At 62.5% G+C, this 16320-nt stretch carries 14 protein-coding genes and 1 riboswitch; of the genes, 6 read left to right on the forward strand and 8 right to left on the reverse strand.

Going from position 1 to position 16320, the window contains the following annotated elements; translation table 11 throughout:
- Window positions 1-141 precede the first annotated feature (141 nt).
- Window positions 142-693 carry a hypothetical protein gene (locus tag LOZ77_RS03455; RefSeq protein WP_230280804.1) on the forward strand — a complete coding sequence of 184 codons (552 nt, stop codon included), beginning with the start codon at window positions 142-144 and terminating at the stop codon, window positions 691-693.
- A gap of 162 nt (window positions 694-855) precedes the next feature.
- Entirely contained in the window at window positions 856-1752 is an 897-nt protein-coding gene (locus LOZ77_RS03460; RefSeq protein WP_230280805.1) for a hypothetical protein, read from the forward strand.
- 13 nt (window positions 1753-1765) lie between these two features.
- On the opposite strand, the gene LOZ77_RS03465 is transcribed toward LOZ77_RS03460, so the two are convergent.
- The 7 genes from LOZ77_RS03465 to mdh form a co-directional block, all read right to left on the reverse strand.
- A complete protein-coding gene (locus tag LOZ77_RS03465; protein WP_230280806.1) occupies window positions 1766-2404 on the reverse strand; it encodes a trimeric intracellular cation channel family protein in 639 nt (212 codons plus the stop codon).
- Window positions 2401-3120 carry a PepSY-associated TM helix domain-containing protein gene (locus LOZ77_RS03470; protein ID WP_230280807.1) on the reverse strand — a complete coding sequence of 240 codons (720 nt, stop codon included), beginning with the start codon at window positions 3118-3120 and terminating at the stop codon, window positions 2401-2403. Before LOZ77_RS03470 ends, LOZ77_RS03465 begins: the two co-directional genes overlap by 4 nt.
- A gap of 127 nt (window positions 3121-3247) precedes the next feature.
- The gene (lpdA, locus tag LOZ77_RS03475) at window positions 3248-4651 is read right to left on the reverse strand and encodes a dihydrolipoyl dehydrogenase (RefSeq protein ID WP_230280808.1); all 1404 of its coding nucleotides are present in this window, start codon (window positions 4649-4651) and stop codon (window positions 3248-3250) included.
- A 28-nt stretch (window positions 4652-4679) separates the two neighbouring features.
- Complete coding sequence (gene odhB / locus LOZ77_RS03480; RefSeq protein WP_230280809.1) at window positions 4680-5906, reverse strand: 2-oxoglutarate dehydrogenase complex dihydrolipoyllysine-residue succinyltransferase; 1227 nt, start codon at window positions 5904-5906, stop codon at window positions 4680-4682.
- 56 nt (window positions 5907-5962) lie between these two features.
- Window positions 5963-8797, reverse strand: coding sequence for a 2-oxoglutarate dehydrogenase E1 component (locus LOZ77_RS03485; RefSeq protein ID WP_230280810.1), 2835 nt, complete (start codon window positions 8795-8797; stop codon window positions 5963-5965).
- A 100-nt stretch (window positions 8798-8897) separates the two neighbouring features.
- Window positions 8898-9788, reverse strand: a complete 891-nt coding sequence (gene sucD / locus LOZ77_RS03490; protein WP_230280811.1) for a succinate--CoA ligase subunit alpha — start codon at window positions 9786-9788, stop codon at window positions 8898-8900.
- Between the two features lie 68 nt (window positions 9789-9856).
- A complete protein-coding gene (mdh, locus tag LOZ77_RS03495) occupies window positions 9857-10819 on the reverse strand; it encodes a malate dehydrogenase (RefSeq protein WP_230280812.1) in 963 nt (320 codons plus the stop codon).
- 220 nt (window positions 10820-11039) lie between these two features.
- Window positions 11040-11284, forward strand: a riboswitch (cobalamin riboswitch).
- 84 nt (window positions 11285-11368) lie between these two features.
- Here mdh and LOZ77_RS03500 point away from each other — a divergent pair.
- Genes LOZ77_RS03500 through LOZ77_RS03515 form a run of 4 tightly spaced genes read left to right on the forward strand, consistent with a single transcriptional unit; the run spans window position 11369 to window position 15772 of the window.
- Complete coding sequence (locus LOZ77_RS03500; protein WP_230280813.1) at window positions 11369-13225, forward strand: TonB-dependent siderophore receptor; 1857 nt, start codon at window positions 11369-11371, stop codon at window positions 13223-13225.
- Complete coding sequence (locus LOZ77_RS03505) at window positions 13225-14049, forward strand: ABC transporter substrate-binding protein (protein ID WP_230280814.1); 825 nt, start codon at window positions 13225-13227, stop codon at window positions 14047-14049. Before LOZ77_RS03500 ends, LOZ77_RS03505 begins: the two co-directional genes overlap by 1 nt.
- Window positions 14046-15005: an iron ABC transporter permease gene (locus LOZ77_RS03510; RefSeq protein WP_230280815.1), complete on the forward strand. Its 960-nt coding sequence runs from the start codon at window positions 14046-14048 to the stop codon at window positions 15003-15005. The genes LOZ77_RS03505 and LOZ77_RS03510 overlap by 4 nt, the downstream gene beginning before the upstream one ends.
- A complete protein-coding gene (locus LOZ77_RS03515; protein WP_230280816.1) occupies window positions 15005-15772 on the forward strand; it encodes an ABC transporter ATP-binding protein in 768 nt (255 codons plus the stop codon). Before LOZ77_RS03510 ends, LOZ77_RS03515 begins: the two co-directional genes overlap by 1 nt.
- Here the strand turns inward: LOZ77_RS03515 and thpR are convergent.
- Window positions 15769-16305, reverse strand: a complete 537-nt coding sequence (gene thpR, locus LOZ77_RS03520) for an RNA 2',3'-cyclic phosphodiesterase (protein ID WP_230280817.1) — start codon at window positions 16303-16305, stop codon at window positions 15769-15771. The two genes, LOZ77_RS03515 and thpR, sit on opposite strands and share 4 nt — an antisense overlap.
- Window positions 16306-16320 lie beyond the last annotated feature (15 nt).

Here is a 16320-nt window from a genome sequence, read left to right on the forward strand (position 1 = left end):
CTAAAGAGTGCCAAGTTCATCAGAGCGTCGCAAAAAATGAACGAGCGCTGACGTCAAGGTTCAGCGCGCCATCATCGCCCGTCATGCATCTTGCGTTTCAACCGGTTGGATGGGCCCGACCGGATGAAAGGATCGCAAGCCATGAAAGCTCTATCCAAAGCCATCGTCGGAACGGCGGCGGCGGGCGCAATGACCGTCGCGGGAATTAGCCCCGCCTTTGCACGGCCGCATGATCGCGACAACGGCATCGATGGCGGTGACATTTTCGCAGGCGCGCTGATCATCGGTGGTATCGCTGCCGTGGCGGGTGCGTTCGACGGTCGTGACGACCGTTACAATTACCGTGACCGCGACCGCCGCTATTATGACCGTGACTATCGCGGGATGAGTTCGCGCGGGGCGGTGGAACGCTGCATCCGTGCGGCCGAACAGCGCGCCTATCGCGCCGGTTACGGGCGCGTCAAAGTGACCGATATCCGCGACGTCGACCGCAAGAGCTATGGCTATAAAATCAAAGGCCGCATCGCGGTCGATAGTGGCTATCGCGGCGGACGCTATGGGCGTGGCTGGGATAATGACTATCGCGGTTGGAACAATTCCATGCGCGGTTGGGACAGCGGCAAGTTCTCCTGCAAGGTCGATGGTCGCGGCGTTCGTGATCTGGACTATAGCGGCATTCGCGGTTTGCGCTGATAGGGCGAATATTTGCGACAAATGTCGCGGTTCAGGCTCCGTCAAGTGACAGGGTGTAGTCTGCCTGCGACAATCTGCCCGCTCGAACTGCGATCAATCGGGCGGGCCCCTGACCGGGGGCGCCTTCGTGGGGAGGGTGCGGTTGATGAGAGGGCTCGATCGATGAAGACATTTCACTGGCTCGTATCCGCGCCTGCCATGCTGGCCGCGACCGGACTGGCCCTGCCTGCGCAGGCCACCGTCATGCAGACCGCGGTCGATGTGGAGGGGCCAACCCTTTCCGTACTTGCCACAGGCAATCAGGCGGGCTGGGACCGTGGTCGCCGCTATCGCGGTCACGGCCATGGTCATGGACGCTATGACGATAATATCGATGCCGGTGATGTGATTGCGGGCATCCTTCTGATCGGCGGCATTGCGGCCGTGGCCAGTGCCATCGCCAATGACAAGGACAAGCAGCGCGACGAATACCGCGAACGTTATCCATATCCGGAGGATCGGTCCTATCCGCAGAACGGGCCATATCCCGATAATGGAAACGCCTATCCCGACGATCGCTACCGATCCGCCCCTGCGGCGGGTTCAGCGGCAGGCGGCGGCATTCAGGGGGCCATAGACCGCTGCGTGGCAGAGGTGGAGCGGCAGGACCGTGTGGCAACCGTCGATGATGCAACACGTAGCGGGCAGGGCTGGACCGTGCAGGGCGGTCTGCGTGATGGCGGGCAATATCGCTGCGAGATCGACGATGCGGGCAAGATCCGCGATTTGAACGTCGGGGGCAGCGAAAGCTATGGCTGGAGCGGAAGCGGTCGGCAAACCTCGTCCTATGGCCAGCAGGGCGACGATTATTATGCCAATGCGCGGGCACGGCAGGGTATGGGAACACCCGACCGGCCTGTCGGCAATGGCGATGTCCATGCTGGCGATGACTGGCAGGGCGATGACTGGCAGGCCGGTGACAACGGGCAGAGCGCTGCGGAAGAGCAGGATTGGCAGCGCGGCGAAAGCGACGATCGCTATCAGACTTCCAACGGAACGGTTGTCGCCCTGGCGAAGTAGTCCGGACCCGACATCAGTGACGCTCGGAATCGTGCTGATCGCCGGCAATCCCGCGCGCATAGGCCGGCAACTCTATTTTCCAGATCATCGCTGCACCCCTCAGGCCAAATCCTGCTGCGCTTGCCAGCAATAGCGCGGGAAGGCGCGGCATGCCGAGGCCGAGCGCAATCAGCGAAACCGAAGCCGCCAGCGCGGCGGCCGTGACGTAAAGCTCGGGCCGCATGATGATCGACGGTATGCCCGCCAGAACATCGCGCACGATCCCGCCGACGCAGCCCGAAATTACGCCTAGAACGATGGCGGGCAGGGGCTGAACGCCATATTCGACTGCCTTGGCCGTCCCCAGCGCGGCAAAGGCGGCTAGCCCTGCCGCATCAGCCCATTCCAGCACGCGTTCGCGCCACCAGCGCCCCGGCGTGAACCATACGGCCAGCGCCGAGAGCAGGATGACCAGCGCCACCAGCCTGTCGCCCAGCCACTCTGCCCTGATGCCCAGCAAAAGATCGCGCAGAGAGCCGCCGCCGACTCCCGTGACCAAAGCGAAAAAGCAAGCCGTGACGAAAGTTTGGCGCAAGCGCGTGGCGACCAATGCGCCCGACACCGCGAAAACTGCGACCCCGACCAGTTCCAACGCGGCAACGGGGGTGATCATGCGCTCACCCGGGTCTTGCGGCGGCGGAACATCAGCACGCAGCCGATGACGCTCATGATAAAACCTATGATTGCGAACAGGATGAGCACGGGATGGTGCGTATCTTCGCGCGTTTGCAGGTCCATGATATGCAGACCCCACATAAAATCGAACACCCGCCACCAACGCGTGCGGACTGCGGCGATCCGGCCGGTGTCGCGGTTGACATAGATATGGGTGCCATCGTGCAGTGCAACTTGCCACACGGACACCGGATTTCGGAAATCGAACGGCGGATCGCTGGCCGGAAACGCGGTGACGGCCGAGACCTGATCGCCGCCTGCTATGTCCTGCGCTACGGTAGCGCGGGCTTGTTTTTCAGAGATTTGCGGAAGTTGCCTGCCGTCGGCAGCGGAAAAGCGCGCGATGCTTCCATCGGAAAGCTGCACGATCATAACGGGGTCTTTACCGGCCATGACGACGGATAATTCGGTCGCAGGCGCGGGCAGATTCTTTAGCGCCGTCATGGCGGAGGTCAGGTCCAGAGCGGGCAACGCTTCGCTTTCATGCCCGATCCGCAAATGATTGCCGCGCACTTCCTCGATCGGGCGGGCAACCATGACCAGACCGGTCAATGTCCACATCACCAGCGGGACGCCAGCCAGCCATCCCAGCCAGATATGCCATTTGGCAAAGCGGCGCATGATCGCGGCCTGACCCACGTTGGAACCTCCCATTCTGAGCTGGGACAATCGTCCGGCAAAAGATGTGCGGAAACAAAAAGCCTCCGCGTTCCGTGTCGGCGCGCGGAGGCTTGTTCGTCAAGCGGCGAGGCGGGAACATACCCGCCTCTGGTGATCGCGATCAGATGTGAATGGGAAGGCCCTTGATGCCCATCGCCGCTTCCTTGATTGCTTCCGAATGGGTCGGGTGCGCGTGGCAGGTATAGGCGATGTCCTCGCTGGTCGCCCCGAACTCCATGGCTTGCGCGACCTGCGCCACCATCGTGCCGGCAACGCTGGCGATCATCCATGCGCCCAGCACGCGATCGGTTTCGGCATCGGCGATGACCTTCACGAAACCGTCGGGCTCGCGATTGGTCTTTGCGCGGCTGTTGGCCATCATGGGAAATTTGAACGATTTCACGCTGTGACCGGCTTCCTTGGCGGCAGCCTCGGTCAGGCCAACGCCTGCAAATTCGGGCATCGTATACACGACGCCGGGGATCACGGCATGGTTCACGATGCCAACTTCGCCAGCGATGTTTTCCGCTACGGCCAGACCTTCGTCTTCGGCCTTATGCGCGAGCATCGGTCCGGGGACGCAATCGCCGATGGCCCAGACACCTTCGACCTTGGTGGCGAAATCGTGGTCGATTTCGATCTGGCCGCGCTGGTTGGTTTCAAGCCCTATGGCGTCAAGGTTCAACCCATCGGTATTCGGCCTGCGTCCGATTGCGACAAGAACGGCGTCCGCCTCGATCGTTTCGGCATCACCGCCTGCTGCGGGTTCAATCGTCAGGTTGGCTTTCCCGCCCTTGACCTCGGCACCGGTGACCTTGGTCGAAAGCTTGAGCTCCATGCCCTGCTTCTTGAAGATCTTGCCGGCTTCCTTGCGGATATCGTCGTCCATGCCGGGAAGCAGCTTGTCGAGGAATTCGACCACGGTCACCTTCGCGCCAAGCCGGCGCCATACGCTGCCCAGTTCCAGACCGATCACGCCGCCGCCGATGACGACCATGTGTTCGGGCACCTTGGCCAGTTTCAGCGCGCCGGTGGAATCGACGATCACGCCGCCGTCATTGTCCACCTCGACCCCGGGGAGGGGCGTGACCGACGAGCCGGTCGCGATGACGATGTCCTTGGCGGTATAGTCCTTGCCGTCGACCTTAACGGTGCTGGCATCGACAAAGCTGCCCTTGCCCTTCAGCCAGGTGACCTTGTTCTTCTTGAACAGGAACTCGATCCCACCAGTCAGGTCCTTCACGGCGGCCGATTTCTCGCCCATCAGCGTGTCGAGATCGAGCGAAACATCCTTCGCGATCACGCCGAACTTGGCCATCGTGCCGTGTGCCGCTTCCTCGAACAGTTCCGATCCGTGCAGCAGCGCCTTGGACGGGATGCAGCCGACGTTGAGGCAGGTGCCGCCCAAAGTCTCGCGGCTTTCGACACAGGCGGTTTTCAGACCCAGCTGGGCGGCGCGGATCGCAGCCACATATCCGCCGGGTCCGGCGCCGATGACGATTACGTCGAAGTCAGTTTCAGCCATGATTTCAGTCTCTTTTGTCGTCTGGCTCTCAAAGGTCGATCAGCAGGCGCGTCGGATCCTCGATCGCTTCCTTGATGATCTTGAGTGCGGTCACAGCCTCACGCCCGTCAATGATACGATGGTCGTATGACAATGCGATATACATCATCGGCCGGATCTCGACTTTGCCGTTAATGGCGACAGGGCGATCCTCGATCCGGTGGAGGCCCAGCACGGCGCTCTGCGGAGGGTTGATGATCGGGGTCGACATCAGCGATCCGAACACGCCGCCGTTGGAAATGGTGAAGGTACCGCCCTTCATGTCTTCCATCGTCAGCGTGCCGTCCTTGGCGCGGGCACCGAAATCGGCGATGTCCTTTTCGATCTGGGCAAAGCTCTTCTTGTCTGCATCGCGCAGGACAGGAACGACCAGCCCGTTGGGAGCCGACACGGCGACCGACACGTCGACATAGTCGTGGTAGAGGATTTCATCCCCTTCCATCTGTGCGTTGACGGCGGGAACATCCTTCAGCGCAAGGCAAGCTGCCTTGGTGAAAAAGCCCATGAAGCCCAGGCGCACGTCGTGCTTCTTGGCAAACAGATCCTTGTACTTCGCACGCGTTTCCATGACGGCGGTCATGTCGACATCGTTGAAAGTGGTCAGTAGCGCGGCCGTGTCCTGCGCGCTTTTCAGGCGTTTCGCGATGGTCTGGCGAAGGCGCGTCATCTTCACGCGCTCGACATTGCGTCCGGCTGAAGGTGCAGCGGCGGGGGCAGGGGCGCTGGTCGATGCGGCGGGCGCATCTTTCTTTGCCTTGGCTGCGGCCAGCACGTCTTCCTTGGTCAGGCGACCATCCTTGCCGGTGCCCTTGATGGTCGCAGGGTCGATCCCGTGTTCCAGCACCGCACGGCGCACGGCGGGAGAGAGAACGACCGCATCGCCCTCGCCAGCCGGTTCTGCTGCCGGAGCAGCAGTGGGGGCGGGGGAAGCGGCAGGCGCGGCATCTGCCTTGGCGGCAGGCTTGGCGGCAGTGCCCGAACCTTCCTCGATCGTGGCGATTAGCGCGCCGACTTCGACGTTATCGCCTTCGGCCACCAGATGTTCGCCCATCACCCCAGCGACGGGCGAGTTTACGTCAACCGCGACCTTGTCGGTTTCAAGGCTGCAGATCGGCTCGTCCGCGGCAACGGCTTCCCCGGGCTGCTTCAGCCATTCGCCGACGGTCGCTTCGGTGATCGATTCGCCCAGTACGGGGACCTTGACTTCGGTGCTCATTCCAATGTCCTTTACGGTATTTCTTCGGCCTCAGAAACTGGGGCTGGGGCTGGGGCTCATTTCTTGTCCGCGGCGATCATGTCTTCGATCGACAGGCCGAGCGCATCGGCGACCAGCGCCTGCTGCTGCGCGACATGGCGAGAGGCAAGGCCCGTTGCGGGCGATGCCGCCGGTTCGCGGCCCGCATAACGCGGACGCGAAACGGATGCCTCGGCTTCGGCCAGTGCTTGTTCGATCTGACTTTCGACGAAGAACCAGGCGCCATTGTTGCGCGGTTCTTCCTGACACCAGACGACCTTTTTCAGGTTCTTCATCCGGCTCATGCGCAGGGCAAGCGGTTCGCCCGGGAACGGATAGATCTGCTCGATCCGGACGATGCTGGTATTGTCCAGCCCCGCCTTGTCACGCGCTTCGATCAGGTCATAGGCGACCTTGCCCGAACACAGCACCAGACGTTCGACCTTCTCGTCGGGAATATCGGTGGTGTCCGATACGATCCGGCGAAAGTGCGATTCGCCCAGGAAGTCTTCCTTGGCCGATTTCGCCATCGGATGACGCAGCAACGACTTGGGCGTCATGATCACCAGCGGCTTGCGGAAGCTGCGAAGCATCTGGCGGCGCAGAACATGGAAATAGTTCGCAGGCGTGGTGATGTTGCAGACCTGGATATTATCGCCCGCGCAAAGCTGCAGGAAACGTTCCAGACGGGCAGAGGAGTGTTCTGGCCCCTGACCTTCGTAGCCGTGCGGCAGCAGCATCACGAGGCCGTTTGCGCGCAGCCATTTGGCTTCGCCGGCTGCGATGAACTGGTCGATCATGATCTGCGCGCCATTGCCGAAATCGCCGAACTGCGCTTCCCACAGAACCAGCGATTTGGGATCGGCCAAAGCATAGCCATATTCAAAACCCAGCACGCCATATTCGGAGAGCGGGCTGTCATAGACTTCGAAATGGCCATGCGGCACATGGCAGAGCGGAATATATTTCTGCTCGGTTTCCTGATCGACCCATACGGCGTGGCGCTGTGAAAACGTGCCGCGACCCGAATCCTGCCCCGAAAGACGGACGGCAAAGCCCTCTGCCAGCAGCGAACCGAAGCCCAGCGCCTCGGCCGTGGCCCAGTCAAAACCTTCGCCATCGGCGAACATCTGGCGCTTGGCATCCAGAACGCGGTTCAGCGTCTTGTGGATCTTCACATCGTCGGGAACGGTGGTGAGGGTCCGACCAAGGCTGTCGAACAGCTTCGGTTCAATACCTGTGGTCAGGTTGCGACGCGCGGTTTCGGGGTCTGCCGGCTTGTTAAGGCCGGTCCAGCGACCGCCGAACCAGTCGGCCTCGTTCGCCTTATAGCTCTTGCCCGCCTCGAACTCTTCTTCCAGCTCGTGGTGAAAGGCGTCTTCCTGCCCCTTCAGATAGCCGGGCTCGATCACGCCTTCTTCTTCAAGTCGCTGGGCATAGAGCGCGCTGACACCGGGGTGCTTGCGGATCTGCTTGTACATCAACGGCTGGGTAAAGCTGGGCTCGTCGCCCTCGTTATGGCCAAAGCGGCGATAGCACCACATGTCGATCACGATATCGCGACCGAAACGCTGGCGATATTCGATGGCCAGCTTGCAGCAGAAGGTGACCGCCTCGGGATCGTCGCCATTGACGTGCAGGATCGGTGCCTGAACGCCCTTGGCCACATCCGACGGGTAAGGTGAAGAGCGCGCGAATTGCGGGCTGGTCGTGAAACCGATCTGGTTGTTGATCACGAAATGGATGCAACCGCCGGTATTGTAACCGCGAATGCCCGAAAAGCCGAGGCATTCCCACACGATCCCTTGTCCCGCAAAGGCCGCGTCGCCATGGATCAGTACGGGTAGGACCTGCTGATGCTTGCCTTCGCCGATATCGTCGCGGAACTGCTGTTGCGCGCGAACCTTGCCCAGAACGACAGGGTCGACCGCTTCGAGGTGCGATGGGTTGGGCACAAGGCTCATATGCACCTTTACCCCGTCGAATTCGCGGTCGGTGCTGGTGCCGAGGTGGTATTTCACATCGCCCGAACCGCCCACGTCTTCGGGATTGGCTGAGCCGCCTGAAAATTCGTGAAAGATGACCTTGTACGGCTTGCCCATCACATTGGCGAGGACGTTGAGGCGGCCGCGGTGGGCCATGCCATAGACGATTTCGCGCACGCCCATGGCGCCGCCGTATTTGATCACCGATTCCAGTGCTGGAATCATCGCTTCGCCGCCGTCGAGGCCGAAACGCTTGGTGCCGACATATTTCTTGGCGAGGAACTTTTCGTACTGCTCGCCGCGGATGACCGCGCCAAGGATCGCCTTCTTGCCCATGATGGTGAAGTCGATCGACTTGTCGGCGCCTTCCATGCGTTCCTGCAGGAAGCGGCGCTCTTCCACATCGGCGATGTGCATATATTCAAGGCCGACCTTGCCGCAGTAATTCGCGCGCAAAATCTCGACCAGCTCGCGCACGGTCGTCCACTCAAGACCGAGATTGCCGCCGATATAGATCTTGCGATCAAGATCGTTCGGGCCGAACCCGTGCCATTCGGGCGTGAGATCCTTGGGCAATTCACGATGCGACAGGCCCAGCGGGTCGAGTTCCGCCGCCATATGGCCACGCACGCGATAGGTGCGGATCAGCATCATGGCGCGCACCGAATCGTCGGCAGCCGCCTCGATCGCCTTTTCGTCGATCGGCGCGCCCTTTTTCTTGGCCGCTTCCTTCAACGCCGCCTTCATCCCCGTGGGATCGAGCGCCTGCGTCAAATCGTCGAAGCCGTCCGCGCCCGTCAGTGGCCAGCTCTTGCGCTGCCACGACGGTCCGGGCTGGGCCACATCGGGCTCCAGTTCGGGAAGGAAGGTCTGATGCTCTTTGCCCATGGGTTTCTTCCGTGGTTGCCCGCAAATGGTGCGGGGCTTGAAATTCGGGTGCCTTGGCCCGCTTCCTCCTCCCCAAGGAAGCAAGCCTCAGCGGATCAGGTCAGGCGAGTTCCTTGAGGAGCCCGTCAAGCGTTTCGCCCAGCAGCGAGGGCGAGGGCGAGACACGGATGCCAGCCTCTTCCATCGCAGCGATCTTGTCTTCGGCGCCGCCCTGGCCGCCCGATACGATGGCGCCCGCGTGGCCCATGCGGCGTCCCGGGGGAGCCGTGCGGCCCGCGATAAAGCCGACCATCGGCTTCTTGCGGCCCTTCTTGGCCTCGTCCTTCAGGAACTGCGCAGCTTCCTCCTCGGCCGAGCCGCCGATTTCGCCGATCATGATGATCGACTTGGTCTCGTCATCAGCGAGGAAGAGTTCGAGTACGTCGATGAAATTGGTGCCGTTCACCGGGTCGCCCCCGATGCCGACCGCGGTGGTCTGGCCAAGGCCGATGTTCGAGGTCTGGAACACCGCTTCATAGGTGAGCGTGCCCGAACGCGACACGACGCCGACCGAGCCCTTCTTGAAGATGGAGCCGGGCATGATGCCGATCTTGCATTCGCCGGGCGTCAGCACGCCGGGGCAGTTGGGACCGATGAGGCGCGACTTCGAACCCTGCAGCGCGCGCTTTACGCGCACCATGTCGAGCACGGGGATGCCTTCGGTAATGGCGACGATCAGTTCCATTTCGGCATCGATCGCTTCGAGGATCGAGTCGGCAGCGAACGGCGGTGGAACATAGATGCACGAAGCGGTGGCACCGGTCGCGGCCTTGGCCTCTGCTACGGTGTCATAGTTGGGCAGTCCGATATGGGTCGTGCCGCCCTTGCCGGGGGTCACGCCCGCAACCATCTGCGTGCCATAGGCCAGCGCCTGTTCGGTGTGGAACGTGCCGGTGGCACCGGTCATGCCCTGAGTAATGACCTTGGTATTCTTGTCGACGAGAATGGACATTTAACGCTCTCCTTGCAGGGAGGGGCGGGCGACGCAGCGCATCGCCCGAAAAGAATGGATGGGCGCGATCAGGCCAGCGAGCCGTCGAGGCCCTTGCAGGCTTCCAGCAGTTCCTCGACCGCATCGACCGAGACCTTGAGGTTCTTGGCTTCTTCGTCCGAAAGTTCGATTTCGACCACGTCCTCGATACCCTCGGCACCGATTACGGCGGGGACGCCGACATACAGGCCGTCAACGCCATATTTGCCTTCGACATAGGCAGCGCAGGGCAGGATGCGCTTCTGGTCGCCCAGATAGGCTTCGGCCATGGCGATCGCGCTGGTCGCGGGTGCGTAATAGGCCGAACCGGTCTTGAGCAGGCCGACGATCTCGCCGCCGCCCGAACGGGTACGCTGCACGATTTCGTCCAGACGGCCCGCATCGACACCCTTGATCTTGGCAAGGTCGCCAACTGGAATGCCGCTGATGGTCGAGTAGGAGAGGACCGGCACCATGGTGTCGCCGTGGCCGCCAAGAACGAAGGCGTTCACGTCTTTCACCGAAACGCCGAATTCCCAAGCAAGGAAAGTGGCGAAACGCGCCGAGTCGAGCACGCCGGCCATGCCGACGACCTTGTTGTGCGGAAGGCCGGAGAATTCACGCAGCGCCCACACCATCGCGTCGAGCGGGTTGGTGATGCAGATGACGAAAGCGTCGGGTGCGTTGGCCTTGATGCCTTCGCCGACCGACTTCATGACCTTGAGGTTGATGCCCAGCAGGTCGTCGCGGCTCATCCCCGGCTTGCGCGGCACGCCGGCGGTGACGATGATGACGTCTGCGCCTGCGATATCGGCATAGTCATTGGTGCCGGTGATGTTCGCGTCGAAACCCTCGACCGGGCCGCATTGCGACAGGTCCAGAGCCTTGCCCTGCGGCATGCCTTCGGCAATGTCGAACAGGACGATGTCGCCCAGTTCCTTCTTCGCGGCCAGATGGGCGAGCGTGCCGCCGATCATGCCCGAACCGATGAGGGCGATCTTCTTGCGTGCCATCGACTCTCTTCCTCTTCTTCTTCCCGTGGGTGCGCCCGCCAGAATTTACGAAGATGGGCGCTGTTTCGGGCAAGTGCCGTAGGCCCCGAAATAGGTGATTGCAACCGGCAAAAAAGAGGGCGGGCGGATTATCTTTGATAAGAGTTCGCAATATCAATAAACGCGGCAAATTGCAGGTTTAGTCTTGCCGCGCTTGCCAAGTGCGCGGCTCGTGGCTAAGCGGCGCGCCATCGTTATGGGTTGGCTGGCCGCACGATTATGTCGCGCGTCTGGCCCTAAGAGGGAAGATCGGTGCGCCGCGACGTGCATGAAACGCGCGTAAAACGGCAAAACCGGCACTGCCCCCGCAACTGTAACCGGTGAGCGTCCGCCAATCGTGCCACTGGTCCCGAAAGGGGCCGGGAAGGCCGGCGGAACGCGGTGATCCGGAAAGTCAGGAGACCTGCCCGTAACGGTCGTTCGAGCCAGCGGGCGGGGTGTACCGAAGGCATCGGATAGGCGCGCGTGCGTCTTCCGACAGGAGCGACATTCGTTCTTGTCGGAGGATTTATGCTTTCTTATTTCCGTATTGCCGTGTCCACCCCTGCCATTGCCAGTGCTGCCATTGCCAGTGCTGCCATCGCCGGTGCTGCCATTTCCGCGCCTGCCGCTGCGGAAGAGGCGATTACCGTCACCGCGACGGGCCTTGAAACCTCGCTCGACGATACCGGCCAGCCCGTAACCATCATCGAATTGCCCGAAATCCAGGCGATCCAGGGGCCTGACCTTGCCCGCGTACTGCAACGCCTGCCGGGTGTGACGATAAGCCGCAATGGCCCAGCGGGCAGCTTTACCGGCGTGCGCGTCCGCGGCGCGGGGGCAGAGCAATTGCTGGTGCTGATCGACGGAGTGAAAGTGGGCGATATGGGCGCGCCGGGTGGCGGGTTCGATTTCGCCAATATGCTGGCGGGCGATGTCGAGCGTGTGGAACTGCTGCGCGGCCCCAATTCGGTGATCTGGGGGTCGGATGCGATGGGCGGGGTAATGAACCTGACCACGCGGCAGACCGGCGGCATTGCGGCCAGTGCCGAATATGGCGCGTTCGACACCGCCTATGCCACGCTGTCGGGCGGGATCGTGACCGGGCGTGTAGAGGCAGGACTGACCGGCAGTTTTTACGATTCCGACGGATTCAGCGCGGCCGATACCGGAAGTGAAAAGGACGGTTTCCGCCAGTGGCAGCTTACCGGTCGCGGCCGGTTCAACCTGTCCGACAGCTTTTCGCTGACTGCCAATGGTCGCTATGCCGACGGGCGGCTGGAACAGGACGGCTATCCCGCGCCGCTTTATGCGTTTGCCGATACCGATGATCTTCAGGATACCGAGGAATATTCGGGCCGCATCGGTGCCGATTATACCGGTGACAGGCTGACCCTGCGCGGCGGCTATGCCATGTCCGATACGACGCGGCTTTATACGGGCGAAAGCTATGGCGATTATCCCTATGAAACCAAAGGCCGTCTGGAACGCGCCGAATTGTTCGGGCGCTATGCAATCGCCGGCAATCTCGGCGTTGATTTCGGGGCTGACCGCGAATGGATGAGCTTTGAGGATTCGGGCAGCGACCGTTCGACGACTCTGACGAGCGGGCATGGCCAGTTGTCATGGACCGGCGCGGCGCTGAAACTGGCGGCCGGGGTGCGCTATGACGATCATGAGCTGTTCGGAGACGAATGGACATTCGGGGCCAATGGCGCGTTGGAACTGGGCGCGGGGCTGCGGCTGCGCGCGTCCTATGGCGAAGGGTTCAAGGCACCGACGCTTTACCAGCTCTACTCCTTTTACGGCGACGAGGGACTGAGCCCCGAACGCAGCAAGGGCTATGATCTGGGGCTGGAAAAGGGGCAGCGCGACGGGCCGTTCTTTGCTTCCGTCTCGCTCTATCGCCGCGACAGCACCGGGTTGATCGACTTCGACCTCGTCAATTCGGTCTATTACAATATCGGCAAGGCTCGTGCGCAAGGCGTGGAACTGGAACTGGCGGCGCGACCCGACAGCAATCTGCGCCTCGGCCTGGTCTATTCCTATCTGGAAACCGAGGACCGGACCGAAGGTGGTGCTTATGAAGGCAATGACCTCAACCGCCGTCCCGGCGATGCGGTGACGGCCAGCATCGACTGGACATCGCCGGTCGGGCTGGCGCTGGGCAGCGACGTGCGCATGGTAGGCGACAGTTTCGACGATCGCGGAAACGTCACGCGGCTTGACGGCTATGTCACGGTGGATTTGCGCGCCGCCATGCCGCTGGGTGACAATCTGCAAATCTTCGGCCGGATCGAGAACCTGTTCGATACGGGGTACGAGACGACCGCAGGCTATAATACGGGCGGCGCAGCGGCCTATGGCGGGGTGCGGGTGAAAATCTGATGATGATTCGGGCGGCAGTCGTGTGGGCGGGGGCAGCGATGCTGTCCGCCTGTGCGCCTGCCACCCGGCATGAGCAGAAAGATGCGCCGGTCATCGTATCGCTCAACCCCTGCACCGATGCGATACTGGCCGAAATCGCACCCGGTCATCTTGCCGCGATTTCGCATTACAGCCACGATCCGGCAGGGTCCTCGATGCCGCCGGATCTTGCCGCCCGCTTTCCCGCCGTTTCCGGCAATGCAGAGGAAGTGGCTGCGCGACGGCCCGATATCGTGGTCGCCGCCATGTTTCTGCCCCCCGCGACCGAACAGGCTTTGCAGCGCATGGGCATTCGTGTGGTGAAGACCGGCTCGATCGCCAATGTCGATGATGCCATCGCGCAGGTCCGCGATCTGGCGTCGCTGGCGGGAGAGGTCGCGGCGGGAGAGCGCCTGGTGCAGCGGATCGAAGCCAGCCTGACTATTCAGGGCAATGTCGATCCGGTTCCCGCGCTGGTCTGGCAATCGGGCGGTCTGGTGCCGGGCGAAGGCGTGCTGATCAGCGATCTTCTGACCCGTGCGGGCTTTACCAACTGGAGCGCGGGGCGCGGTCTTGGACAGGGCGCAATCCTGCCGCTGGAGCAAGTGTTGGCCGATCCGCCTCCGCTGATCATCGCGGCTGGAAAGGGCGGCGAAGAGAACCGCAAGCTGCGCCATCCGGCCCTGAACGCATTGCACGATACGCGCCGCGTCGATTTCGACCCCAAGCTGCTTTATTGCGGCGGGCCGACCATTCCGCTCGCGATGGCGCGGCTGACCGAAATCCGCGCAGAGGTGGCGCCATGAACCGGCTCAATGCGTGTTTGCTGGCGACGCTTGCGGTGGCCTTGCCCTTATCCCTGCTGGCGGGGCGCATATGGATCGCGCCGTGGAGCGATCCTGTCCCCAATGCCGCGATCATCCTTGCCGAATTGCGCCTGCCACGCGGGATATTGGCGCTGGTCATCGGCGCGGGTCTGGGCGGCGCAGGGGCGGCGATGCAGGGCTATTTGCGCAACCCGCTGGCCGATCCGGGCCTGTTCGGCATCGCGCCGGGGGCGGCATTTGGCGCGGTGATGGCGCTGTTTCTGGGGATTGCCGCCGTGCCATTCACCCTTCCGGCCTTTGCCTTGGCGGGAGCGGCGGGGGCGATGGCGCTGTTGGCGGTGATCGCGGGGCGTACCGGCGGAATCGCGCTGTTCACTTTGGCAGGGCTGATGATCGCCAGCCTTGCGGGTACGCTGACCAGCCTTGCGATCAGCCTGTCGCCCAATCCGTTTGCCATGTCGGAAATCGTGACTTGGCTGATGGGCGCGTTGACCGACCGGAGCTGGGCCGACGTATGGATCGCCGCGCCTTTGACCCTGACGGGGCTAGTGGTGCTCTATCTCTGCGGCCCGTCGCTCGATGCGATGATGCTGGGCGAAGAAGCCGCGCTGTCGCTGGGTGTCGAGGCTCGTCGGCTGCAATGGGCCATCGTTGCCGGCATTGGCCTGACCATCGGGGCTGGCGTGGCGGTTGCGGGGATCGTCGGCTTCGTCGGGTTGATGGTGCCGCATATGGTGCGCCCCTTTACCGATCGCCGTCCGTCGAGCCTGCTGGTGCCGGGCGCACTGGCCGGGGCCTTGCTGGTGCTGCTGGCCGATACAGTTTGCCGCGTGCTTCCGATGGCAGGCGAATTGCGGCTGGGAATCGCCCTGTCGTTACTGGGCGCACCGTTTTTCCTTGGCTTGCTGTTGCGGCTGCGACGAGGTTTGGCCTGATGATCGAGGCACGACTTCTTTGCGTCCGGCGCGGTGCGCAAATGGTGCTGAGGGATGCCCGATGCACGCTCGAAGCGGGTCAATTGCTGGCCATTTGCGGTCCTAACGGTGCTGGAAAGTCTAGCCTGTTGACCGCCATGGCGGGTCTGATCGATCCAGCCGGAGGCGGGGTGTCGCTGGACGGCAGGCCGCTGCCCTCGCTCGCGCCGCGCGAACGGGCACGGACCATCGGGTTCCTGCCGCAGCAGGCCGAAGCGGCGTGGGACGTCAGCGTTCGCACTTTGGCCGGGCTGGGCCGCTTGCCGTGGCGGGCCGTACCGGGCAGGCCGGCGCGGGCGATGCGCAAAGCGGACGACGCCGCGATTTCAAACGCGATCGCCGATATGCAACTGGACGACCTGGTCGACCGGCCTGTTTCGCAATTGTCGGGGGGTGAAAGGGCGCGGGCCATGATGGCGCGGGTTCTGGCTGGCGAGCCGCGCTTCATCCTTGCCGACGAACCATTCGCCAGCCTCGACATCGGGCACGCCCGCGATCTGGCTGGCTTGCTGCGCCTGCAAGCGTCGCGTGGCAAAGGCGTTGCCGTGGTGATGCACGATCTGGCCATGGCGATGAACCATGCCGACAGGGTGATCGTTCTCGATCAAGGTCGGATCGTGGCCGATGAAGTCCCCGAACAGGCGCTGGACGAGGCAGTGATCAGCCGCGTCTGGAACACAAATGCGCGCTGGTTGGGCGACAGGGGCGCCCGTGCGCTGACGGTTTAGCGCAGCGGATAGGCCACAACCGGATCGTATTGCGACCCCTTTGGCGTCAAAGTGCTTTCATACAAAAAGAACCGTTCGACTCTGAAGGTGTCAGTGCGCAGGGCGGCGTGCTCGACCAGAAAAGGCGCGATCGCCCCCGCGCTGCCAGACAATCGCGCCAGAGTCACATGGGGTGCGAACACGCGCTTCTCCTGCGCGATCCCCGCCGACCTGCACGCGCTCTCGACACTTTTTTGCAGGGTCAGCAAGGCTGGCGAATGCGCGACCCCTGCCCATAATGTGTGCGGTTTGCCCTTTTTCTCGAAATGGCCGACACCGCGCATCTCAAGATCAAAGGCAGGGGAGCGGATCTGCCCCAGCGCATCGGCCAGATCATTGGCCAATGGCGTATCGACTTCGCCTGCGAAGCGCAGGGTCAGATGCAATTGCTCTTGGCTTTGCCAGCGGGCGTTATCGACGCCTTCCATCGTGTCTATCAGCCGGTCGATCACATGCGGCGGAGGCTTGATGGCAACGAACAGGCGATGGGTCATGGATAGGCAGCCGCA

It is taken from the genome of Croceicoccus sp. Ery15 (assembly GCF_020985305.1).
Classification (GTDB): Bacteria; Pseudomonadota; Alphaproteobacteria; order Sphingomonadales; family Sphingomonadaceae; genus Croceicoccus.